General features: G+C 37.7%; 17 protein-coding genes, 1 pseudogene and 1 riboswitch. Of the genes and pseudogenes, 5 read left to right on the top strand and 13 right to left on the bottom strand.

The features are described 5' to 3' along the window. Positions 1 to 180: 180 nt before the first annotated feature. The gene (locus V179_RS26875) at positions 181 to 2661 is read right to left on the bottom strand and encodes a beta-glucosidase (RefSeq protein WP_084552185.1); all 2481 of its coding nucleotides are present in this window, start codon (positions 2659 to 2661) and stop codon (positions 181 to 183) included. 331 nt (positions 2662 to 2992) lie between these two features. Here V179_RS26875 and V179_RS0102200 point away from each other — a divergent pair, with 331 nt between their 5' ends. Together V179_RS0102200 and V179_RS32280 are read left to right on the top strand one after the other, a co-directional pair. Continuing rightward, a complete protein-coding gene (locus tag V179_RS0102200; RefSeq protein WP_028390073.1) occupies positions 2993 to 3307 on the top strand; it encodes a TolB-like translocation protein in 315 nt (104 codons plus the stop codon). Between the two features lie 176 nt (positions 3308 to 3483). Then, entirely contained in the window at positions 3484 to 3621 is a 138-nt protein-coding gene (locus V179_RS32280; protein ID WP_200868651.1) for a DNA methyltransferase, read from the top strand. A gap of 748 nt (positions 3622 to 4369) precedes the next feature. Here the strand turns inward: V179_RS32280 and V179_RS0102190 are convergent. Further along, the gene (locus V179_RS0102190) at positions 4370 to 5248 is read right to left on the bottom strand and encodes a radical SAM/SPASM domain-containing protein (protein ID WP_028390072.1); all 879 of its coding nucleotides are present in this window, start codon (positions 5246 to 5248) and stop codon (positions 4370 to 4372) included. A 787-nt stretch (positions 5249 to 6035) separates the two neighbouring features. Here V179_RS0102190 and V179_RS0102185 point away from each other — a divergent pair. Next, positions 6036 to 7253 carry a sensor histidine kinase gene (locus tag V179_RS0102185; RefSeq protein WP_028390071.1) on the top strand — a complete coding sequence of 406 codons (1218 nt, stop codon included), beginning with the start codon at positions 6036 to 6038 and terminating at the stop codon, positions 7251 to 7253. Between the two features lie 592 nt (positions 7254 to 7845). On the opposite strand, the gene V179_RS0102180 is transcribed toward V179_RS0102185, so the two are convergent. The 6 genes from V179_RS0102180 to V179_RS0102155 form a co-directional block, all read right to left on the bottom strand. Beyond that, positions 7846 to 10269: a bifunctional diguanylate cyclase/phosphodiesterase gene (locus V179_RS0102180; protein WP_028390070.1), complete on the bottom strand. Its 2424-nt coding sequence runs from the start codon at positions 10267 to 10269 to the stop codon at positions 7846 to 7848. Positions 10270 to 10324: 55 nt separating this feature from the next. Then, positions 10325 to 12004 (bottom strand): hydrogenase maturation protein, encoded by a 1680-nt coding sequence (locus V179_RS26870; protein WP_051404796.1) that lies wholly within the window; start codon positions 12002 to 12004, stop codon positions 10325 to 10327. A gap of 573 nt (positions 12005 to 12577) precedes the next feature. Further along, positions 12578 to 12712, bottom strand: coding sequence for a hypothetical protein (locus V179_RS31935; RefSeq protein ID WP_268745167.1), 135 nt, complete (start codon positions 12710 to 12712; stop codon positions 12578 to 12580). A 372-nt stretch (positions 12713 to 13084) separates the two neighbouring features. Beyond that, the gene (locus V179_RS26865; protein ID WP_051404795.1) at positions 13085 to 14443 is read right to left on the bottom strand and encodes an APC family permease; all 1359 of its coding nucleotides are present in this window, start codon (positions 14441 to 14443) and stop codon (positions 13085 to 13087) included. Positions 14444 to 14459: 16 nt separating this feature from the next. After that, entirely contained in the window at positions 14460 to 15176 is a 717-nt protein-coding gene (locus V179_RS0102160) for a cysteine hydrolase family protein (protein WP_084552167.1), read from the bottom strand. Between the two features lie 299 nt (positions 15177 to 15475). Beyond that, positions 15476 to 15660, bottom strand: a riboswitch (Lysine riboswitch). A 571-nt stretch (positions 15661 to 16231) separates the two neighbouring features. Next, positions 16232 to 17083: a hypothetical protein gene (locus V179_RS0102155; RefSeq protein ID WP_028390068.1), complete on the bottom strand. Its 852-nt coding sequence runs from the start codon at positions 17081 to 17083 to the stop codon at positions 16232 to 16234. 321 nt (positions 17084 to 17404) lie between these two features. Between V179_RS0102155 and V179_RS29520 the strand changes: the two are divergent. Continuing rightward, a pseudogene (locus V179_RS29520) lies at positions 17405 to 17799 on the top strand (GNAT family N-acetyltransferase); the annotation flags it as partial. A 435-nt stretch (positions 17800 to 18234) separates the two neighbouring features. Here the strand turns inward: V179_RS29520 and V179_RS0102150 are convergent. Beyond that, positions 18235 to 19089: a LysR family transcriptional regulator gene (locus V179_RS0102150; protein ID WP_028390067.1), complete on the bottom strand. Its 855-nt coding sequence runs from the start codon at positions 19087 to 19089 to the stop codon at positions 18235 to 18237. A gap of 161 nt (positions 19090 to 19250) precedes the next feature. Here V179_RS0102150 and V179_RS0102145 point away from each other — a divergent pair, with 161 nt between their 5' ends. After that, positions 19251 to 20345: an NADH:flavin oxidoreductase gene (locus tag V179_RS0102145; protein WP_028390066.1), complete on the top strand. Its 1095-nt coding sequence runs from the start codon at positions 19251 to 19253 to the stop codon at positions 20343 to 20345. Positions 20346 to 20423: 78 nt separating this feature from the next. On the opposite strand, the gene ggt is transcribed toward V179_RS0102145, so the two are convergent. Genes ggt through pgsB form a run of 4 tightly spaced genes read right to left on the bottom strand, consistent with a single transcriptional unit; the run spans position 20424 to position 23924 of the window. Continuing rightward, on the bottom strand, positions 20424 to 22091 hold the full coding sequence (gene ggt, locus V179_RS0102140) for a gamma-glutamyltransferase (RefSeq protein WP_028390065.1): 1668 nt from the start codon (positions 22089 to 22091) through the stop codon (positions 20424 to 20426). Between the two features lie 4 nt (positions 22092 to 22095). Next, positions 22096 to 22230 (bottom strand): hypothetical protein, encoded by a 135-nt coding sequence (locus tag V179_RS31930; RefSeq protein WP_268745166.1) that lies wholly within the window; start codon positions 22228 to 22230, stop codon positions 22096 to 22098. A gap of 18 nt (positions 22231 to 22248) precedes the next feature. Next, on the bottom strand, positions 22249 to 22695 hold the full coding sequence (gene pgsC, locus V179_RS0102130; RefSeq protein ID WP_034300225.1) for a poly-gamma-glutamate biosynthesis protein PgsC: 447 nt from the start codon (positions 22693 to 22695) through the stop codon (positions 22249 to 22251). 11 nt (positions 22696 to 22706) lie between these two features. Continuing rightward, positions 22707 to 23924: a poly-gamma-glutamate synthase PgsB gene (gene pgsB, locus V179_RS26860; RefSeq protein WP_051404794.1), complete on the bottom strand. Its 1218-nt coding sequence runs from the start codon at positions 23922 to 23924 to the stop codon at positions 22707 to 22709. Positions 23925 to 24130 lie beyond the last annotated feature (206 nt).

Raw genomic sequence — 24130 nt, 5'->3', positions numbered from 1 at the left:
CCCTCGCCGGCTGTTCCGAACAGATTCCTTCATCAGAACTTCTCACATCCTTTCTGCACTCTTTTCGTTCCTCTCGTCGCCCATGAAAGCGACGAGAAAAGCGGTGAGCTCACGCGCTCACCGCCTTCAGGATGCCCCGACGCCCCCTACCGGGTCGCCGATATCATCCCATTGCTGTTGTCATTGGCTGTTACCATTGTTGTTACCTTGGCCATTGCCTTTGTTACCATTGTTGTTGCCTTGGCCATTGCCATTGTTATTGCCTTTGCCGTTGTCCTTGTTAAGTTTGAAGTTCAACGGGACGTCCTTTTCTAGCGGAGTGTCTGCAGATGAACCACCGACATGCACGCGGTATTTTCCATCAACAGTAGCCCACTCGCCATCTGCCCAGTTCCCTAGGTTGTCCGGTTCTTCCGGAATGAAATAGGAGAACGGGTGGTTGGAGTCAGCCTGGTTAATGCGCACAGTCACCTGCTTGCTCTCACCTGGCTCAAGGTCAACCTTCTCGAAGTTGACAAGTCGCTTGGTCGGCTGACCCGCCTCGTCCGGCAGTGTCAGGTAGACCTGTGCCGCTTCTTTGCCGGAAACGTCACCAGTGTTCGTGATTGTGAAGGACACGTCAATACCAGACAACGAGCCTTTACCTTGGACCTTCTTCACCTTGAGGTCGTCATACGCGAAGGTCGTGTACGATAAGCCGTACCCGAATGGGAAGACCGGGTTCACGTCGTTGGCTTCATACCAACGGTAGCCCATCTCAAGACCCTCAGTGTACTGGGCGATTAGCTGATGAGAACCGTTACCGTACGGGCCTGGGCCACCTGGCTTGCCAGTATCTTGACGCGTTCCAGGGAACTGCTCCTCAGTCGCGAAGGCAGCTTCACGCTCGGTCGCACCGAACGTCATAGGCAGCTTACCAGAAGGATTGACTTTACCATAAAGCAAGTTGGCAACCGCATTGCCATCCTCCATGCCTGGGAACCAAGCCTCAAGCACTGCTGGTACCTCATTCAGCCACGGCATAAGCACCGTACCGGAAGTCTTCAGGACCACAGCGGTGTTCTCCGCATTGGCCTCCAGAACCGCATCGATTAACGGCTCCTGCTCCACCCAGTCCGCGTTCTTGCCGAGGGGAATGGCCGGGAAGCCGAGAGTTTCGCGGTCTATGGTCTCAGCCGGGGTGTCGCCGACCATGAGTAGCACGACGTCAGACTCGGCGGCTAGCTTGGCAGCAGCCTCCGGGTCACGGCCATCGTTGTACGTCACTTTGGTGTCGTAGCCCAGCTCTTTGATGACGTTCTCCAGGCCCTGCTTCGGCGTGACCGTGTAAGGGGTCACGACGTTCTCGTTGTTTACCCGAATGGAGCGCGGTGACATCTTGGCCTCACCGGCGAACCACTCGAGGCCGATCAGCGCGATCGACTTCTGCTTACCATCCAGTGGTAGGAAGCTGTCATCGTTCTTCAACAGCACGGCCCCTTCTTCGGCCATCTCACGTGCGCTGTCGCCGTTGGCCATCGGATCGACGATCTCCGGCAGGAACTTGTCGTAAGGCTCATCCATTTGGCCGAACTCAATCATTTTGACGTATCGTGGACGAAGCAGATTGTCGATGTCGTCCTCGGTCACCTGACCCGAGTCTAGCGCCTCCTGGATCTTCTCCTCAGTGTAGTACTGCGGTGCCCAGTCGAGCTCTACATTCGTACCTGCCTTGATAGCAGATACCGTATTGTGAATCGCGCGACGGTCACTCATGACGTAACCGTCGAAGCCCCATTTAACACGCAGGGCATCTTGGAGTAATTCAGAGCTATCACAAGCATAAGTGCCGTTAACATCCGGGAATGAACACATCACTGAGGCTGGATCAGCATCCTTGACAGTCATCTCGAAAGGCAGCATGTACAGCTCGTTCATGGCCTTTGAAGGAACTTGGACACCCATCGTCCATCGCTCGGTCTCTTGCTCGTTGCCGGCCAAGTGCTTAAGCTGGGCCTGGACCCCTTGGTCCTGGATGCCTTTGACTTGCTCGGTCGCCAGTGTACCCGTCAAGTACGGGTCCTCACTGAAATATTCATAGTTTCGGCCACCGTACGGGTGACGTATTAAGTTCATGCCCGGTCCGAGCAACACGTGATGCGCGAAGGCACGAGTCTCTTCGCCGAGAATGCGGCCAGCCTCATAGTTCAGCTCCTGGTCGAAAGTCGCGGCCATCGCCGGAGTGGACGGAAGTCCCGTTGCCACCGGGTCATTACCACATGATCCGCCCTTTACACCCGTACCACCGTTAGTCATACGGATTGTAGGGATGCCCAGTTCCTCAATCCCACGGATCTGACGTCCAGTGTCCTGCCACTCACACCCAGGCAGTGTACCTTCGGGCGCGAATTCGCCACTCTGGTACTTGTCAGTACCTTTCTTTTTGATGACGACCGTCTCACCGGTGTCGTTCTCATTAAAGCGCGAGATGGCGATTTGCTGGATCTTCTGTTCCATTGTCATCTCATCGAGAAGCAGCTCAGTGCGCTCCTCAGCAGAGAGCTTGGTGTTCATCCAGGGGTTGGTCCCTCCCGTTCCACCGTTCATCGCATTAGCAGGAACTACTAATGTAGACATGGAGATCGCTGCTGTCAAAAGAATTGAACTAATTCGTTTTATCATCTTAATCTCTCCCTTACTATCTATGTTGTCTATGTATTGAAAGAATCGTTTAAAGCTCCCTTCTGTATACTTGTATACAAGCATTATATTTCCATTACCACCTATTTGTATATTAGTCTAATGAACGATTAATTACAGAACTGGAACAAAAAATCACGAAATTAGTAATAATTCTTAAGTCCTGAAAGTAGTATTCAAACACTGTGGCAAGCAATGATTTGCCAAATAAACAATCAAAATAAATAAATTTAAATGAGCAGCATACTCCATTATTCTAAATATACTGTAACAAGATGGAAAAACTTCTATTTATTAAATAAGCATTATTACTATGATATTTGGAAATCCAATCGAATGGCATGTAATGTATGGAATAAGTATTGACCCTTATTTGCATGTACGTACGGTAAAAGGCTTTGAATATGGATCAAATGGAAATAATATCAGCTTTATTTCTGATTATACCGGCGTGCCACAGGTATGGGAGGTCAATCCAGGAGAAGGATGGCCTTTTCAAGTCTCTTTTGCACAAAAAGGAATTACGTTTTTCAGCTATGTTCCTGGAACATCAGATAGGAGTATTGCTATGGACCATGATGGGGATGAACCGGTTCAATTATACTTACTAAAAACCCTGGGGAACTGATTGTGCCAAGAAGATTGCCGATAATAGTATTGATTTAATAGTTACTTCTCCCCCTTTTGCATGATTAAGAAAGAAAAATTATGGTAATCAAGATGCAGCTGACTATATTAATTGGTTTGTTGAATTTGCAACAGAATTTAAAAGAATATTAAAACCAACTGGTAGTTTGGAAAAGGTTGAATATTAAACCACACCCAGCTCGTTTTCCAAATGAACTACCATCTTTCTTTATTAAGTTTCTAACAGATCCAGGAGATGTTGTATATGATCCCTTCGGAGGAAGCTGTGTAACAGGGAAGTTGCTGAGGAACTAAGAAGATATCGGATTACATCTGAACTTGTAGAAGAGTATGTAGAAGCTTCACAATATCGATTTTTCGTTTTACCATTAAATGTAACTGATCCTTAATCTAATATATTTACTAAAAGGTAGACCTCAAAAGGGGGCATTTCAAAGTCTCTACCGCTTATTTTTCTTTTTTCTAACTTTATCCACTAACCTCGTTAAATTATTTAATATTTAATTGTACTTTTAGTATGGTGAATGGAATGTTTAATCCGAAAAGAGAAGCTGCATATGTTGTTATTGATGACCTTGTACTAGAAGGTATTTACAATATAGGAAACATACGGCAAAGTGATAAACTAAGCCGTATATTCGAAAAAAATCGTGATATACGGCTATAATTCATCCTAAGATACTTAACACGCTTGTAATTTATATGGAATCTGTACGTTCTTTCTATCATTATCTGTATTGTTCGATACCTATAAACCACTTGTAATAATCAACACTTTTAAATACCTCTTATACCTTATATAAACACTGAATAGAATATTTCCCTTCACATCTTTTAGAGCTTTTTAGCATTTCGTTGTCAGCCACAAACTGTTTAATATTAGCTTTAGGGGGCATCTCCTACATAAGGTTACGAACAGCTCCCCCATCATCCTTAGATAATCGCTACCTATTTGTGGTAAGGTTCACCGCGTTAAATCATAAATGAGGTAATGAGTTGGAATGACTCTATCTAACTTACTAAATCCTAGCCATTTGCCTATCTATTTTCCAAACCTTTTGCGATATCCGCATTTTCTGCATAGTTCCTCCACTGCCACTCTTCGTGAAAAACCATCTACTAGGTTTTTTGCTCTATCCATCTCGATAATATCAGAAAATGAATTTTCATTAATATTTCCAAGGTTGATAACTCCCTCACCATCTAGGCAACAAGGAATAACAGTCCCATTTGCTAAAATACCTGCTTGATTTCGCATGCCATAGCAGAAGCCCTTCCCATCATCTTCTTCTTCATGTAACGCAGGCCACTGAAACTCGTAATCTTGATTGATGAAGATGCGGTCCGCAATTTTCACGCCGCTTCCTGGTACGACCTTCTCTTCAATTTTGTAGTCTAAATCAAATTCTTTCTCAATAATTTCTAGTAATTCTCTGTTTCGTTTTCTTTCAATATTCGTCGCATTGTCTTGTGTAAGGTTCCATAGTCTCAAGGAAACAATCATTTCTGATTGGCTCGTTGCTTCTTTAATAAAAGAAAGGATGCTTTTCACATACCCTTCCTTATCTTTAGAACCAATATGGCCATCAAAGCTATGGAGTGAGAAATTCATTTGTCTTAGCGCAGGCTTATTTAATAATTTTTCTCTCTTTTTATTAATTAATGTTCCATTCGTTGTGATATTAACTTTAAACCCTTTTTCATGACTTAGGTCCAACAATTGGCCTATTTTAGGATGGAGCAGTGGCTCACCTTTTACATGTAAATAAATGTAGTCTGTATGCGGTTTAATTTGGTCTAATCTCTTAGAAAAATCCTCCACAGAAATAAATTGCTTCTGACGTTCTGTTGGCGGACAAAAGCTGCAAGCAAGATTACATACACTTGTAATCTCTAAATAAAACTTCTTAAATTTTTTCACCATTAATTCCTCACTTCTTTGACTACTTAGAACAGGATGAACGATTGTTCTATCACTATTACAGCATACTTGTTCATAAATAGAAACATGCTTATTCAAGGAAACGGCCGTTGCCATTTTTCTGTTTAACAGAATGCACTTGTATTCACCTATTATTTATCCTACTACTTTCTAAACTGGAATTCCTTCACTTGTACTGTTTACATAATAGTAGAAAACCATCAGAGAATTTTCTCAAATGATCTTCACATGTTAGCGAACGATTAGGTAACTAACATATTGTACAAAATCTTAACCAAAAATGTTCCACCATATACTGTATTCCATTTTATGTAGTCTTAGGCGACGCCCTTACTTAAAAAACCTCATTTCCTTATGAAAAGGTTCACCACTATTAACCTTAAACTTATTTACCATCTTTAAAATCGGTAGCTCTTTCTCAACAATTTGTCCCTTTAATGGAATAATGTTTTTAAACAACTCCATCGTTACTTAACGTAAGTAACTATATTTCAAAAACTAATTTACATATGATACAATACTATATAATCCCTATTATCATTATTTCCTACGCACGCAATGTTTTACTAGTGACAAATGGTAAATCTCCACTAATTTTGTATTCATTTATGCTATTATAATAAAATAGAATTTTTTATATTTAAAGGACTGTTTAACATCACGAGGTACTCTTTCAACGAGAAGTTTATATACGGCGGATAAAAACCCGCTAAATGTGCAATTCAAAAGATTTCACTCACAATTAAGTACTACAAAAGGAGTATGTATGAAAGAAGTTTATACTCAAATCAATAAAAGATTATATTATACGGTAGTGCTCATCATCATATCCCTAATGATGGTAGGGATGTTAGTATCTATTCTATGCTATCGTGAATTTGAGGCAGGTTACATATTACAAGCTGTGCTTATATACGTTCTATCGGCATGTTTATTGCTATATCCTAAGTACGAAAGTCATATCTTTAGAGTTGTCATTATTTTCGTAGGATCCGCTTATTTCTATACACTTTTCTTTTTATATCCAGAAACTTGGTCTACCTTTATCTTTCTTTGTTTAATCCCTGCTGTTGCCATTTTATTTTTTGATTCAAAGTTATTTTATTTATCATTACTATTAAATGGACTATCAATCACAGTTACGTTTTGCTATATTGTGCTAATTGATCAGGGAAATCTATATCCACATATTAAACAAGATATAGTTGGGAATATTATTAATATTATAGGCAGTCAAGTGCTTGTCTATTTTATTTATCAAGCATCGTATGTACGGATAAAAAAACAGCAGTTATATTATGAACAATTGCAAAATTCCGAGCGATTAAAGACAACGGGGCAATTAGCAGCTGCTGTTGCACACGAAGTTAGAAATCCTTTGACTGTAGTTAAAGGTTTTTTACAGCTTTACCGTGAAACAGACACACCATTCAGTAATGATAGCAAAAAACATTTTACTTTGATGATTGATGAATTAAATACAGCAGAACAAGTCATTTCGCACTTTTTAACTATCGCAAAGCCAGACAAAGATAAGAAAATGGAAATTGTGAATGTGAAAATTGTTCTTCAAAGTGTAACGGATTTACTTCAATCATATGGTTTATTACGTGATAATACGATCGATTTAAGTGTGGATGAAGATTGCTACATCTACGCCAACAACATTGAGTATAAACAATTAATGATTAATATTATTAAAAACGCCATTGAAGCCTCAAAAATTGGCGATACTGTTCTTGTTACGGCAAAAAGACAAAATCATTTTGTCGAGATAAACGTAACCGACTATGGTTCCGGCATGTCAGAAGCGGAGGTTATGGCTCTAGGTACTCCTTTTTACTCGTTAAAAAGCAATGGTACAGGACTAGGTTTAATGATTTGCTATCATATTACCGAAAAATATAATGGGACTATTGATTTCCAAAGCTCAAAAGGTGAGGGGACAACTGTGACGATCCGCTTTCCATCAAGGAAATCGTGAGGATTATTAAAGCAGCTCAATATGAGAGTTATAACGTCAATTTTTTTTTCGTTTGTCCTCCATCTTCAAAAGGTATATTCTCTAAAAACTTGCTAACAAACATGTAATTTTGTATCAAATTCTTCTTGATCTTAATACTCTCACAAATCTTTTCTTGTAACTCTTCTCTTTATAGTCCAAACGAAAGGATCTGATCCCGCAACGACTATACACAGTATATAGTTAGTATTTTACTACTATATACTGTGTATAGAGTGCGAGGTCAGACCCTTATGAGATACCTTCTCACTCCTATATTAATAAAGTGAAACTTCAATCAGTGGGGGTTTTTCTTCATCCTCCACTGATTTTTAGTCCCGTTCTAGTGTCACTTATATCTCTGTTCCACTTTAATAAAGCGACACTACGAACTCAATTCAATGATTCACATTCTGTGGGCGCAAACTTACCTTTGAAAACCACAAAGGTAAGTTTCACTGTATCTCACCAATCGGGCTCTTATGGGCAGTTGTCCCCCACCTACGCTTCTTCGATTCCTCATAGCCTAGGTGGGGGCTTACTGCCCGTTAATACGGGATAAAGTGAAACTTTATTACAATGGATTTCCCATGTTAGTCGTATACTTCTGTAACAATACTTCAAAATTCTCTACTGAAACGGGAGGACTTAGAAGAAATCCCTGTATCTCATTGCATTTCAAATCCTTTAAAAACGAAAGTTGATTCTCATCTTCGACCCCTTCCGCTATCACATTAATATTTAAACTATGTGCCATTGAAATAATTGCCTTCACTATAGCTGCATCATCAGAGTCATACATGACATTACTCATGAATGATCGGTCAATTTTCAAATGATCAATAGGCATTTTTTTCAGAAACCCTAACGAACTGTACTTTGTACCAAAATCATCCATACTGATTTTAATTCCCATCGTTTTTAAATTGCGCAATACTTCAATAGAGTAGTCTACATCCATAGCGATGCTTTCTGTAATTTCAATAGTTAGTAAAGAAGGATTAAAATCCGCCTCGTCCAGTATTTCTTTTATAACAGAAATAATAGTAGGATTTTGAAACTGCAGAGCAGAAAAATTTACAGACAACTGGATTGAATCACTCTTTTGCCACTTTTTACACTGAATAACAGCGCTACGCAATACCCAATTGCCTAAAGGGACGATTAATCCTGTTTCTTCTGCTAACGGAATAAAGTGAACGGGTTGAATCATTCCCCGTTCTGGATGATTCCAGCGAACCAAGGCTTCTACACCAATTATTTCATTTGTATTGGTATTAAATTGCGGTTGATAATAAACTTCAAATTCATTTCGTTCTAAAGCTCTGCGCAATTCGGTCTCTAACTGTAACTGATGAGGAGTTCCCGGACCGCTAGCCGGTTGATAAAATGAAAAACCATTCTTCCCAGACTCTTTGGTTTTATACATCGCTGCATCGGCATTTTTTATTAGCGTTTCACTGTCTTTCCCATCTCTTGGATACATCGATATTCCAATACTAGTCGTAACAAAAACTTCATGATCTTCCAGGTTAAAAGGCTCTAATAAAGAATGAATGATTCGCTCTGCTGTATCGATAACATCTTGTTCAGAAGTATCATTAAGGATAATGGTAAACTCATCCCCGCCATTACGGGATACTACGTCCTCGTCATCCAAGCAGCCACTTAATCGATTAGCTACACCACATAACAGTAAATCTCCTAGTGCATGTCCCATTGAATCATTAATATTCTTAAAACGATCAAGATCTAAAAATGCTACAGCAACAGTGGAATGATGTTCTTTTGCCTCAATTAGAGATTGCTCAAGCTTTTTATGAAACATTCGACGATTGGGTAAACCCGTAAGTGTGTCATGATAAGCCATTTGCTTGATCGTTTTCTCTACATTTTTGAATTCCGTTATATCTCGGGCATAAACAGTATAGACAGGGAGTCCATCTTTTTTTATCCTTGTTATTGTCATCTCAACTGGAAATTCTTCACCACTTTTCCGAACACCAGTGACTTCAAACCGTTTATTAAGCATCCATTTTTCATTCGTTTGAATGAACGGCGTTGAAAATGACATATTTGACAAAGACGAATGCAAAAAAAGCTTCTTCTCCATGTTTTGTTCGATTATTTCCTGCCTTGAATATTCAAATATTTTTTCTACTGCTGGATTGCATTCTATGATGTTTCCCTGATGATTGATAATAATCACACAATCTAATACAGACTCAAGAATCGCTCCTTTAAAAGCGATTTCCTCATTTAATCTCTTGTCTAAAATAAAAGAACTAACAAGAACAATTCCTAGAATTATCACTGCACTAATCGCAACAAAAATAACAATTGTATCACTATCATGATTGGCTACTGTATGATTTCCTGGATTAAGATGGCTTAGAGTAAACGTTGCAGCCTCCATTCCTGTATAATGCATGCCAGCGATCGCTACTCCCATAATCCCCCCGCTAATGTATTTAGCTAGATTGTTTATACCTTTTTGGGCCTCTCGAAATTGAAACGCAAGCATCAATGCAATAATGGAAGCACCTATTGCAATCAAAATGGAAAGCGCAAATGGGTAAGGATGATACATAATATGAATACCTTCCATGGCCGCCATCCCTATATAGTGCATCCCGCTAATCCCTAATCCCATAAAGGTACCACCTATACATAATTTCGCCATGTTCATTTTCGGATGGCAAATAAAATACAGTCCACATAGCGATGCGACAATCGCAACAACAATCGATATGACAACTAAATAGACATTGTAATGAATAGGGACAGGCAATTTAAATGCTAGCATTGCAATAAAATGCATAGCCCAAATTCCAAACCCCATTGCGGTTGATCCACTAAACAGCCATGTATTTCTTTTCCATCCTTTTGAAAAATTCACTCGTCTTGCAAGATCTAGTGCAGTAAGTGAAGCCAAAAAGGCAATGATAAAAGAAAGAGCAACTACCGTTATATCATGGGTTCCGTGAATATGCTCCATTCATGTTGTACCTCCCGAATCCCTTAACTATTCCTAGGTTGATAGAGTTATTGTTTTACTTCGATCCAATAAGTGGTCTGCTATCTACGATACAAGAGATTTTATACACAAAGTTTTTTCTTGCAAGATGGTAACTTGGATCGTCGCCATAAAAGTTCACCCACATTTTTTCCAATTCCTCTTGCCGATACACTTCTAAGGGTTTGTACGCTTCATCCGCTTGTCGGTTTCGCTGTTTCTCTAGCAGTAATTCGTCGAAGTCTGAGCTATTAGATAAATGATTGGCGATGTTTTCAATCTCCGTACAAAATTCCTGCGCTGATTGTCCAAACGATTCATCTAGGAGTCCGATGGATACAGCTGTTGTCGTACTGATCGGTAAGCACTCTTCTGTTAATTCTATTGTCTTGTCATAACCGACACGTTTAGGAAGCAGATATGTCCAATATTCAGATCCGTATAACCCACCCATCTTTTTGTAATGCGGGTTAAGTACGATGCCTTGTCTGGCATATACATAGTCTGCTGCCAAAGCTAGTATTACCCCTCCAGCTCCAGCGTTCCCTTGCATTGCTGAAACAATTAATTTAGAGTCTGTCAGTAAAATCTCTCGTACTAAATCATCCTTCGCATGTATGTTTGCCCAAGATTCGTCTGCAGGACTTTCTGCATTTTCAATGGTATTCAAATGTATACCATTCGACCAGAAGTCATGTCCTCCCATTAACACAATTACCTTGATATCTATTTTTTTCGCTTCAACTAACGCATTTTTTAAGCGCATACATTGATCCGTACTCATAGCTCCATTATAAAAATTGAAATGCAAATACCCAACTTGTCCTTTTTGCTCATAATAGATTTCTCTAAAGGTTTGTCCTCCGTATGAATCGAATGGAGTGAGTGGTGCTTCTTTTATTCTATGTAATATATCTTCTAAGACCATTGTAGCGGGTAACTTAAATTCACCTTTTTTCTTTAGATGAGTAATCCACACAGCTCCATCCCCAGTGGCTCTGCAAATAGCTCCATCACGATATGCCAAGATTTCACCCGGTTCCCCCGTTAATCGATCTTCTTCATGTACGCCAAAAAGGTAATATTCTTCGCCACAGATTGTATCAAGTACACCCGGATTACTATCTGCTGCACGAATTTTACGTGCAATTACCTCTGTAGCTTCATGCCAATCTAATTTTCTATCCATCTGCTTCATTGTCGGACGAAGTGTTCCCTTAACTTCTTTTTTGCTATAATCAAGTGGTTCCGGGATAAAAGTTCCTAGTTCAACCTTTTCTATCACATCTAATAACCCTTTAATAGCTGCTTGTGTGACTTCATGACGATAGATGTTACTTTTAGTAGCTTTAGTCATGACAAAGTTTTGACTAGACCAAATGTCACCGGCATCCATTTCCGCATCCGCCTGAAGCAATGTAACTCCCCATTGTGTTTCGTCGTCCATAATCGCCCAATCCAAAGATGATGGCCCTCTATCTCCTTTGATTCCAGGGTGAACAATAATGCACACATGACTTCTCCATATTAATTCCGGAATAGCCGTTTTTAAGAAAGGAGCAATAATTAATTGAGGGCTAAATTGAGTAACAGCTTCTATCATTTGATCTTCACTGCCGGCTAATTGAACGAAAACCTCATGTCCCCGATCTGTGAGTTCTACAAAAGCTCTCTGACTAAGACTGTTGTGTGAGGTTGTGATAAACAAAATACGCATAGTAATATCTCTCCTTTATCAGAAATTATCTCTAGATTAAATAAAAATAACTGCATCTAGTGAACCAATACCCTGTTCACACGTTTTTAAAGTCCAATTTTTAATATACAAATTCATTTTCATAGAGCTTAGAGTATACTAAGCAGACTATATTTTTTGACACAAAAAAAGACTAACCATTCACTGAGTAGTCTTAAATTATTTTTCTATAAGCTATTTAAATGTCGAGTAAGTTTTATGGGGTGTAGCATCTTTAACAATGCACAAAACCCAATTAGAATGACATTTACTTCAATAGAACTTTTAGAAGATAACAAAGATTTTTGCACCCAGATGACTTAACTATTTCTGACTTAAACTCGTGTCTTTGCACCTACATATTTTAAAAATCTATCTTTTAAATTTTTAAAATAATAAGTAAATTCTACAATAAATTTACCATATCAATCCAATACAGTAAATGTTTTATAATGAAAATAACTAATAATTCAAAAAAGGGACATAGGTGAACTGTCCCATTAAACAAATCTATGAAATGAAATATTAACAGAACAATATCCCTTTCCTAATACTTTAGTCGTTACAAAGTGGTATACCTACTGATTTTAAGGCTTCAGCTATATCAGCTGAAATTTCAACTTTAACGGGTTTCCCCAAAATTGTATCGATTAAATAAAATTTACCTTTAATTTCCTTTATACATTTCACTACTTTCCCCTCCTTTACCTATGAAACTAATATTAGGTATTCTTAGATCCCTATCATCTTTATGCATAGCTTAGGGAAAGACGATGTCTCCCGTGATTCCATAATTTCATAACCTCTGTATGGATCATGTCCCGGTATTTTGCAGTCGTGGAAAAATCATACCTCCAGTCTTCTATTAAAATATCTTACTTTTATATTTGTATGGTATAAATTGAAATTCGAATGGGACAAAGTGTTATTTATCTAGAAGGAACATAGGGACAGTAAGTCCTATGCTAGTGATAAAAACAAAATGAAAAGGCATGAACTCAAGTAATAATACCGAGCTCATGCCTTACAAACTATCTATAAATAAAGTATTAATCTGACCAATTACAAATCGATAAGACTTGGAGGTAGCTTTCTAAATCCTTTTGTTGTAATAAGTGCATAGACAACCCCAATGGCCATCCATATAAAGCCTACTTTCAACGTCATTGGTGACAAATTAATAAATAGGTAGAAACAGATTAAGAAACCTAGGCCCGGAATTAATAAATAACGGACAAATTTCTTCTCTTTTTTACGGAAATAATAATACACAATGACTGATAAGTTAACAAACATAAAGCCAGTTAAACCGCCAAAGCTCATTAATTCGGCAACAAAATCGATTGATAAGAAAAGTGCTCCAGCAATACTAATGCTGCACATTAATAATATATTGTAGATAGGTGTTTTATATTTAGGATGTAAATGTGTAAAGAATTTTTTCGGCAGGACTTCATCACGTCCCATACTAAACATTAACCGTGAAGCACTTGCCTGACCTGTTAAACCAGCTGTAAAAGTTGATACGATAATCGCTACTGTATAGAGTGTTACAAGCACTGCACCACCTGCTACATTCGCTATATCAAATAATGCCGTATCGGCTGAGCTAAAGTTATTCACATCTGGCCATACTAGCTGAGCAATATACGCTTGCACGATAAATATAACCCCACCGATTAAACAAGAAAGAATGGCTGCTTTCCAAATATCATTTTTGGGATTCACCGATTCTTCCGATAATGTTGTAATCGAATCAAATCCTAAAAATGAGAAACATGCCATCGCTGCACCTGAAATGATTGCCGTCGTCACAAATGTTTCGTTATTAAAGAACGGAGTGATCGATACTAAAGCAGATGCACCGCCTTCTCCCATAATCGACTTTACACAAAAAATAACGAAGATGACAACAACAATTCCCATAAATAATACTAGAATTTGGTTCGTTTTTGCCGCCATTTCAATTCCAAGAATATTTATTACCGTAATAATCACAGCAATAATGAATACCCAAACCCAATATGGAATGGATGGAATTAATGCATTAGCATAGGAAGCACCAACCATAAAGACGATTAAAGGCACTAATACATAGTCCATAAACATGGCCCAACCGGCAAAAAATCCCAAATGCGGATTGATCGCACGTTGTGTATACGTATACGTTGACCCGGAAACTGGAAACGCTGCGGCCATCCTGCCATAGCTATATGCCGAAAACATCATCGCAACCATCGCGATTAAATAAGCTAACGGCAACATACCGCCAGTCGACTGTGCTGCATAACCATATATATAAGCAGGAGCTATTGGCGTCATAAAGGCGATGCCATAAATCACCAAGTCCTTCAGTGTTAGGACACGCTTAAAATGAGGAGCAGCACTGTCTTGATTTACATTACTTTGTCCTTGACTCATCTAAAAAGCTTCCTCTCTATTTTTGAACGACAGTAAGTTGTTCAATTTCCTCTGAAATGAATTGAATGGTTTCATCTGTGCTCATGACTTGGCAATAAATTTGATTCATGATCATGATTTCTGCATCATGTAATTGTTGTGTCGCTGCTGCACAAGCATCTTCTACTAAAATCACTTCAAAACCCGCATCTGCTAAGCTACGTACAGTTGAGGCAACACATTGGTCTGTTACAACACCAGTACAGACAACTGTTTCAATGCCCATGTTACGAAGTAAAAACTCATAGTTTGTACCACTTAAAACGCTATCTGTCGTTTTATTTACCACGATTTCATCTTCTAATGGTTTTAATTCATCTACCATTTCTGCACCCGGATCACCGATTGGTAATAAAATATTGTTCCAACCTGGACGACGTTGTACAGGAGAACGATCACGTCCATTCTTATGATGACAAGCAATCCGTCCGAAAGTTACTTCTAATTGATTGGCACGGAAAAAGTCTAATAGTTTTTTATTGTTTGGAATTGCTACGTTATCAATACGGTCATAGAAATATTCCCACTTATCGAACATTCCCTTTTCACGTGCAACTTGAGCATCTAGCCCATCACGGCTAATAAATTGATTCTGCATATCAACAACTAAAAGTGCAGTTTTTGCTGGGTCTAATTTCATTCTAGCTTCGCCAGTCGGAATAAATTCGTAATAAAGAGTTTGGTGTTTGTCCATAATCATTTCCTCCATAATAGCTTCATAAGCTATATTCATTTTTTTCAATACAAAATATTTGTGAGCCTCGTATCCTAACTTAAACGATGAAAAAGGTTCAGGTTCTCAAATTGTATTACCTTACGAAAGTGGTGGTGCGGAGCAAATATTTTTGAAGCCCCGCCCTTTTCCACAAAAAAAGAGATTCCCCTATATGCTAAAGGAATCTCTTAAAGGCAATAAAAAAAGACTATATACCTTCCGAGAAAGAACCCGGAAATCGATGTAGCCATTCCAAATTCCTCACCCTTTTATCTCATCTGAGAGATAGCACATCTTAATAAGTTGGGAAACTTATTAAGACAGTCCTGTAATTATTCATTACAGACCCAGCACATAATGGCGAGAACTCATTATATACTTCGGCGATATTTCCTTCTGCTTAGCTTCTTCGTCTTCTCGGACTCCACTAAGCACTAATAAATATCGCGCCTCTACCTCACAATCATAAAAAGCGAGGTGTATTGATTTACTGAAATTATTATATAATTATAAATATTACGATGTCAATTTAAAAATTTACCATTACTAACCTTAGAAATAAGCAAATTATTAAAAACGTTTACAAACAGAATAATATATTAACATAATTCAAATAACTCCAGTTCAAGATTTTCTTTTAAACAAACAAGATCCGCTTCAGAATAGCATAAAAACTCATTTGCGATTTATGATTGCAAATGAGTTTTGTATCACTAGCTAACATCTAGCTTGCTTTAAAAAAATGACTTGTATGAATTTTTTTACTTTAATTGTTTTGCTTAAGCATTGATATAAACCACCATCAGATCTCGTTTATTCAACTAAAGAAAACGATTAAAAATTGGAATATCTGCAACAGTCTCATATATTAAGATCTAAAGCCACGACATCACGTACTTTGCCGGTTAGCTTAGCACGCCGGGGACATAGAAACAGGAATCTGTCCCATTGGACATCTAAGAAAGGAAATATTTGAGGACGCTTTATTTACTAAAAAAAAATAAACTTACTATTAAAGAATTACACTCTTTAGTTCAACGGTGTGATATTTTCTTTTCTTTAAGTCTTTTACTTAATTCTTTAAAGTTTTGTATTACATCAGGCATTGATAATTTTTTTGCTAACATGCTCCCTTTCTGAATAGAGTCTGAGGCTTCGTCTAATAAATTTGCTTTTAGTTGAGCATCTGCAAGGCAATACCAATAAAACCACGCATCCATTTTTGAAATCTTAGCGTCAAAAAACCTTTTAATTTTAGGATAATATCTAGAATATAATTCTGCATTAAGAATCAACTTTTCACCATTCCATGTTAGTACATCCACAAAATAAGTATCAGCTATATACCGTTGCCAAACTGCTAAAGCTACTTTTTTATTTTCATTCAATAGGTCTAATTTATGATAAGGAACCTTAGCTATCATTTTAAATGAATGATCAGTCCACTTAAAAATTTCAAGTTGGTTTCCTGCTGAAGCACCAATTGTCCAACCGAATAAATATTCATTGATTCCATCACCAGTAATATCTGCGAAACCTGAAAAGTGCAACCCCACTGCTTCTCTTTCTGTCTCCCAAATTTTTATCCAACTTTTCTGCTCCTTTTTTAATAAAATGACCCCGTACTGAGAAGGCGATGGCTGGTCTTTTGCTTTTATTTCATATGTAATAATGATTTCTTTCTGGCCATCTTGGTTAAAGTCATATTGTTGAATTGGTTGTGTTGACAAAGGGTTTTCAGGACTTACCAGTAATGAGTTTGACGGTATAAACTCTTTAACTATTTGTATGAACTCTTTATTTTGTTCACTGTCAGCGTAAACAAATATCTGAGAAAGATTTAATATCCCGAATATCAGTATGAACAATAGTATTATTTTCTTCATCAACTTGCCCCCTTTAAACCGGCATTTAATGATATAGTTCCCTGATATTCACTTTTTATATTTGAACTATTTAGAAACGTACTATTAATCTCAACTGATGGATTGCTAGAAATACATGATTGGATGGACAAAAATACATTGAATCTTTTTACTTAAACTAACTCTGTTGATATTTGAATAAATCGAACACTTTTGTTCTATAATGGACGTAAAATAGGACGAGAGTGAGTTGTTAAGAATGGCATTGAAGGACATCATCCTAGATATACAGCAGATCAATACCGCCTGAAAGAGTTCTTTGCTAAATCTTTATCTTCCTAAGAGTGGTTTCATAATCTGGTAGATAAACATCAAGAGTTAGCACTTACAGATACTGCTCACGTATTTAGTGTGTTTAGAAAAGAAGATGGAACACATTTAGGAATGGTTGATTTTTCAACCTTGCAAGAGATGATTTCCAATGGGGAAGGATAGGATATACCATCCATAATCAGTATTGGAAAAAAGGTTACGGCAAAGAAGCAGTAAAAGAAGCTCTTAACATTGCGTTTCAACATTTGAAATTCCGTATAGTAGCTCATATTAACATTGATAATATACCTTCTATAAAATTAGCAGAAGGTATAGGTATGGAATTCGAATGTATTCGGAAAGGTTTTATAGACGAATATGATGAGTGGACAGACCACTTAATTTATTACAAGAACTCAAAGTAATTTTCCAACAATCGGGAGATTTAATTAAACAAGGGGACTCCGTTTTTGGGAGTTCCCTATATTTATTATAAAAATCAACATTATTCTTTAACAAGGTTTCTTCTTAAGTCTTTTTTTCTTCACTTTTCCTTTTAAAAAGGCTGTTTTCACATACTTTGTTGCTTTTCAATCATTTTTACACTAATAACCCGGGTTGATTTCCGTTGCAGGTACTCGCTTTCCGCGGGCGGTCTCAGAAGCCTCCTCAGTGCTTTGCACTTGCGGGGTCTCCCTCAACACGCTTTTCCCGCAGGAGTCTCGCACCTTCCACTACAATCAACATCTGTTAATTGGTTTCTTGCTAAAAACAACAATCTTTACGAAAAGAGCCTTTAAAAAATATAAAAAGGTATCCTATCCTATGAAGAAATATACCCCTAATTTGCTTAAGACTTGTTAGACCCAATTTTCAGCATGGTTTCTAATTAAAGAAATCATGCTATTCATGGATGGAGAAAGCCATTTATCTTTATGATACGCAAGAAATGTAGAAATTGCCGGATGTTCCGGTTCAACTTCTTCTCCTTTTAGTTTATCGCTTTCTATTTCTTCTTTCACCGAAAAGTAAGGCACCAGTGAAATACCTAAACCACTTCGAACACACTGCTTAATCGCTTCTATGCTTTGAAAGTCTAAACTCTCTTTAACATCCATCTGTTTATACCGAATATACTCCTCAAACACTGACTTATAACTGCATGTTCTCTCTGTATAAAGAACTGTTCTCGTATCAACTTCTTTTTCTGGTGGGCTAATCAAAACCATTCTTTCTCCTTTCAGCTTTTCGCAATGAAGCTCAGGTAGAAACCAATCATCTTTTTCTAATACTAATGCCAAGTCGATGTCTCCGTTTTGCAGACTTCTTGTAATATCATAATGATCCAGAGATTTAAGTGCTATGTTAACTTTAGGGTAAGATTTTTTATATTCCAGAAGCATAGAAGGGACCCGACAAATTGTTAGCGATTCTGATATACCAAGAGTAAGATCTCCTGCAGGTTCTTCATCCATGTTTAACGCTTGAGAATACAATTCAATGATTTTAACGGCATATGGAAGAAACCTCTGTCCATAATGGGTTAAAATAACTTTTTTACCTAGCCGATCAAATAATGGTTTACCTACTTCTTCCTCTAATTCTTTAATATGAGTTGTGATAGAAGACTGTGCATACCCTAGATGTTCAGCAGCTTTTTTAAATCCTCCTTTATCAACAATTGTTTTGAGTGTTATAAGATGACGAAGCTCCATAAATAACGATATCCTCCTTTAGTTCATTTTTATCGAACTAATAGTTCTGTATTATCTATTTTACTAAACTATAATAAGGATTTACAATTAAGCTAGTATACAGGTTCAAATCTTTCAAATAGGGAAAAATATAATAAATACACAAAAGAGGTGCTTAGATAATGACAGATACCAAATTGATATTTGAGTCTGTTTCACTAGGTTATACAACATTAAATAATCGTGTAGGAGTTGCACCAATGACACGTATCAGTGCAACATCTGAAGGATTAGTCACCGATCAGATGGTATCGTACTACACATCTTTTGCCCGAGGTGGGTTTGGGCTTATCATTACAGAAGGGACTTATATTGATGACAAATATAGCCAAACATATTTTAATCAACCGGGTATTGCCTTCAATGAACAAGCCCAAGCATGGAAGAAAGTTGTAGACTCCGTCCATCAAGCAGGGACGAAAATCTTTATGCAATTACAGCATACAGGTTCTCTTTCTCAAGGGAACCGTTTTGCTCAAGAAACCATTGCACCTTCAGCTATTCAACCAAAAGGAGAGCAATTAACATTTTATTTAGGAGAAGGTCCATACCCAACACCAAGAGAAGCGACAAAAGAAGAAATCTCAGAAGTTGTAATCGGGTTTGTCAATGCGGCAAAACGTGCTCAATCAGTCGGATTTGATGGGGTTGAAATTCATGGAGCAAATGGCTATTTACTAGATGAGTTCCTTACTGATTATACAAATCAGCGTACAGATAAATACGGAGGTTCTACGGAAAACCGAGTTCGTTTATTAGTGGAAGTCTCTGAAGCTGTTCGGGAAGCAGTTGGAAAGGACTTCACCATTGGTATAAGAATTTCACAAGCGAAAGTAAATGATTACACACATAAGTGGGCAGGAAAAGAACAAGATGCTGAAATCATCTTTGGTCAACTAGGAAAAGCCGGTCTTGACTATATCCATGTTACGGAATATGAAGCATGGAAGCCTGCATTTGATACAAGCGAAGCATCACTCGCATCTCTTGCGAAAAAATATGGGAAACTGCCTATAATAACTAATGGACAATTGGAAGATCCTGAAAGAGCGAGGAAAATTATTGAAAAAAGGGACGCCGATGTGATTGCCTTGGGTAAGGGGGCATTGGCTAACCATGATTGGCCTAACAAAGTAATAAACGGGGAGTCATTAGAAGCGTTTAAACCAGAGGATGTGTTAAGTCCAACTGCTAAGATTAAAGATTTTGAAGTGTAAATCTTATAACAGAGATTAGTTTAAGGGTCAACAGGGACATAGGGACAGGGCAGGTACCTATCCCTATGACTCATATTATTAATCTATTATATTATTAACGTTCCATGCGCCTTCCCTTCGATAATCTGCTCCCCCATACACTACACCATCATCAACAACTAAACTTTGAACACTTCCAAAGGGGAGTGAGGACTTTTCTTCGACGACTTTAAAGCCCAATTTCCGCAATTTTTTCTTTACTTTAGACGAAAGTTCGCCCTCAACCACAATTACATCTTCATTTACTTCCATAAAGAAGCGCGGGTGATCAATTGCATTTTGTATGGTTTCATCGTATTTTATATTTTGAACCAATACCTGTGTAATCACCGAAGGAATACGGCTACCGCCTGCACTTCCAATTCCCATCACGGGTTTTCCATCTTTGACTATAATTGTTGGAGCAATGTGGCTAACAGGTCTTTTCCCTTCCTGAATACGATTTGGAGATTTTTCATGCTCACTAAAGTTTTTCAGTTGGTTATTCAAAAAGAATCCATCCATATATTTACCTGATCCAAAAAAGTTACTTAATGTATTCGTTACGGAAACCATCATTCCACTTTTATCGACGATTACAAAATGGGTCGTATCAGAATGTTCTTCTTTTTCGGCCTTTGAATCCAGTTTCGATTTATAGCCTCCTTCGGAAATGTCGGATACTAGTTTTTCACTATACTCTTTTGATATCAATTTTTCCAAGTCCATATCCACGAAATTCGGATCACCTACATGGGCGATTCGATCACGGTAACTCTTACGATTAATAATCCCCAATTTATAAATATACTCGTCTTGGCTCATTTCTTTCTCAAACTCCATCTCGTCTACCATTTGTAATGATTGAGCCAGCATTACACTACCAGAAGGAGGAGCCGTTGAATAAATGTCAAATTTATCAAATTTGAATTTTATAGGTTTTTTCCTTTCTGCCTCATAACTTTTTAAATCACTTAAGTTAATCGTTTTTACATGATCATGAATATGTTCAGCTATTTCCCCCTCATAAAATCCCTTTGCACCTTCTTTTTGAATGATACGAAGCGTATTTGCTAATTCTTTTTGACGAAGCCTCTCACCAGTCTGTATCGCTTTTCCATTCGGGAAAAAATGAGGTACTTCATCCTTGTTAATTCGATAAGACGCACCTTTCAATCTTTCATGCAACGTTTTTGAAACATCAAAACCTTTCTCTGCCAGCTGTATCGAAGGTTCAATTAATCGTTCCATTTCAACCGTTCCCAATTGCTTATGAACTTTTTCCATTCCTTTGACAAATCCCATGATCCCTGTTCCACTTGAAGGCAGCGTATCTGACGTTGAAAGCGTATAATAGTCATATACAATTGGTTTTTCCCCTTTTCCCTCATGAATAATCATTTCACCACCGCCACCAAGTCCTGAACCATAAGGTTCGACCACACCTAATGCATACGAAACAGCCACAGCTGCGTCGACTGCATTTCCTCCCTTTTCAAGTACTAACATTCCTATCTTCACCGCTAAGTCATTATCAGCAGATACACCATAACCTTGATTTTCTTCACTGCTTTCTCCTTTTGGTTCTGCCAATTCATCGCTGCTTTGATCAAATTCCACAGATATTGGTTCTTCTTTTTTGATTTCATTTAAACGGGAAAAGTTCATTATCCAAACTGTTAACAAAACAGCTAGGACAATGAACCCCCACCAGAAAATACGTTTCATAAGATCACATCACAAAAATTAAAATTCCAGAAATTAAAATAAGCAAAATAATAGCATGTTGCGTACTTCTTTTTTTATGCCATTTAATCGTTTTTAAAACCCATTGCGAAAAAGTCATTTTTTTACTTTCTGCTCTCATTGGATAATTAATCTCCTTTTAGAAAAGTATTTTATACGTCAATACAATACAAAATGTCGATGCAGTTAGTAGCAATGTACTACTTAGCGTAGGAAAAACACCTTGCTTTTGAATTGTATTTGCAATTAAACCAGGTACAATAACACCAATTGCTGCTAATCCTACGACTTCGATTGGTACCGCTAGTGAATAAAAATAATCAAAAGTAAGTTTTAATAATATCCCTACTGTTAACATTGCCGTAAATTTGCGTCTTCCATATAAAATGGTAAATCTGGTCACAACTTTTGTTACAATCAAAAAAGTCAATAAACTAATCAATAGTGTGACTAAAAGAAATAGTGGACTGGTAAAAACTAGAGCTAGATAACCAGGTACAACCAATCCTGCAGGAATTACGCCTGTTTTTTCTGCATAAAATAAACTTAGAATAACTCCAACAACAAGTGCTATATATACTTCCACTCTTCTTCCTCCTACGTTGTTACATATTCTTTGATTTTATTATCTTGGTAATCTTCTATAGAATTAACTTTGCTCTTTTCTAAGTGTTCAATCAAAGGTTCGGCTGCTCCATGGATATTCCCAACCCCATAGATCACACGATCACTTAAATACTCATTTAATATCGTTGCGATATTATCAGTAGTATATCCTTCGAGATCATATACTCTCTCTGCTTGAATATTTCCTAATTCATATTCATCATAGATTGGACTAGTTGTCTCACCAATTAAGACAAGGGCGTCCATTTTAATATAAGGTAATACATCTTTTGCAAATTGTTCCGTTCTGTCTACTCTATCTGCTCTGCAATTCATAATTACAACTGGGTTATTCGTTGGATAATTCAACTCTTCAACCCTTTTCCAAATATTCAAGGTAGATGTTGCATCGTTCGCTGCAAATCCGTTAACCAAATACGAAGGCTTCAGTTTATCCCCTATCGGTAATATAGTCATTGAACCTGGATCTGGATTTGCTTTCAACATCCCTAGAAAAGCTGTCATCTCATCAATCTCCAAAGCTTCGGCTACCGCTAAAGCCAAGGCTGCATTCTCTGGAAACACCATATATTCAAATTGCAATAGGTAATCTTCTGGGATTCTAGAGACATCACATACGATAACCTTCGTATTTCTCTTCTCTGCTATCTCTCTGAAATAACTCACATACGGACTTTCATTGACGATCAAGTGGCCATTATACGGGATTGTCGCTGTAAAAGCTTCAGCTACTTCATCTAACGTTGGTCCCATTACATCCATATGGTCTTCTAATATATTTACAATTACTCCGATATTAGCCTGTAGCAGTTGTTCCTGAAATATAATTTGATAATCCGGATTAACTGCCATACATTCACTTACCAGTACTTCAGCACCTAATTTTGAAGCATGTTCGACAATCATTTTCTGTTCTCGAATATTTGGACCTTCTAGCCTTCTTTTAATTGGAGTTTCTTCTTTCGTATTCCAATACATCATTCGTGCCGATGTCCCAGTAGTTTTCCCTACAGTCTTATAGCCTGCTTCCACTAAAACAGCAGTAATCAAACGTGTCACCGTAGATTTACCACGAATACCATTAACATTTATTCTAATTGGAAGTGAATTTAAGTGCTTTTTATGCCTATTTTTTTCAATAATTCCGATTATTAAAAGTAACATACTCAGCCCAATGATTAAACTCATTCTGATTTAAATCCTCCTAGACCCGAAAAATAATATAATAACTTCCAAAAACTTAAGCTTCTCTATTCTTCCTGAATCACCTCATTAACCTCAACTTTGTAATCTTGGCTAACTCATTAAATTACTTCCGACTGAAATACCATCTTCAATGACAATGTGTACAATAATTTAAGTGAATCACCTACCTCACATAATTTATACATACG

It is taken from the genome of Bacillus cihuensis (assembly GCF_000504145.1).
GTDB lineage: Bacteria > Bacillota > Bacilli > Bacillales > DSM-1321 > Peribacillus > Peribacillus huizhouensis.
Note: the sequence above shows the minus strand (reverse complement) of the source record. Positions and strands in the feature narration are given on the sequence as shown.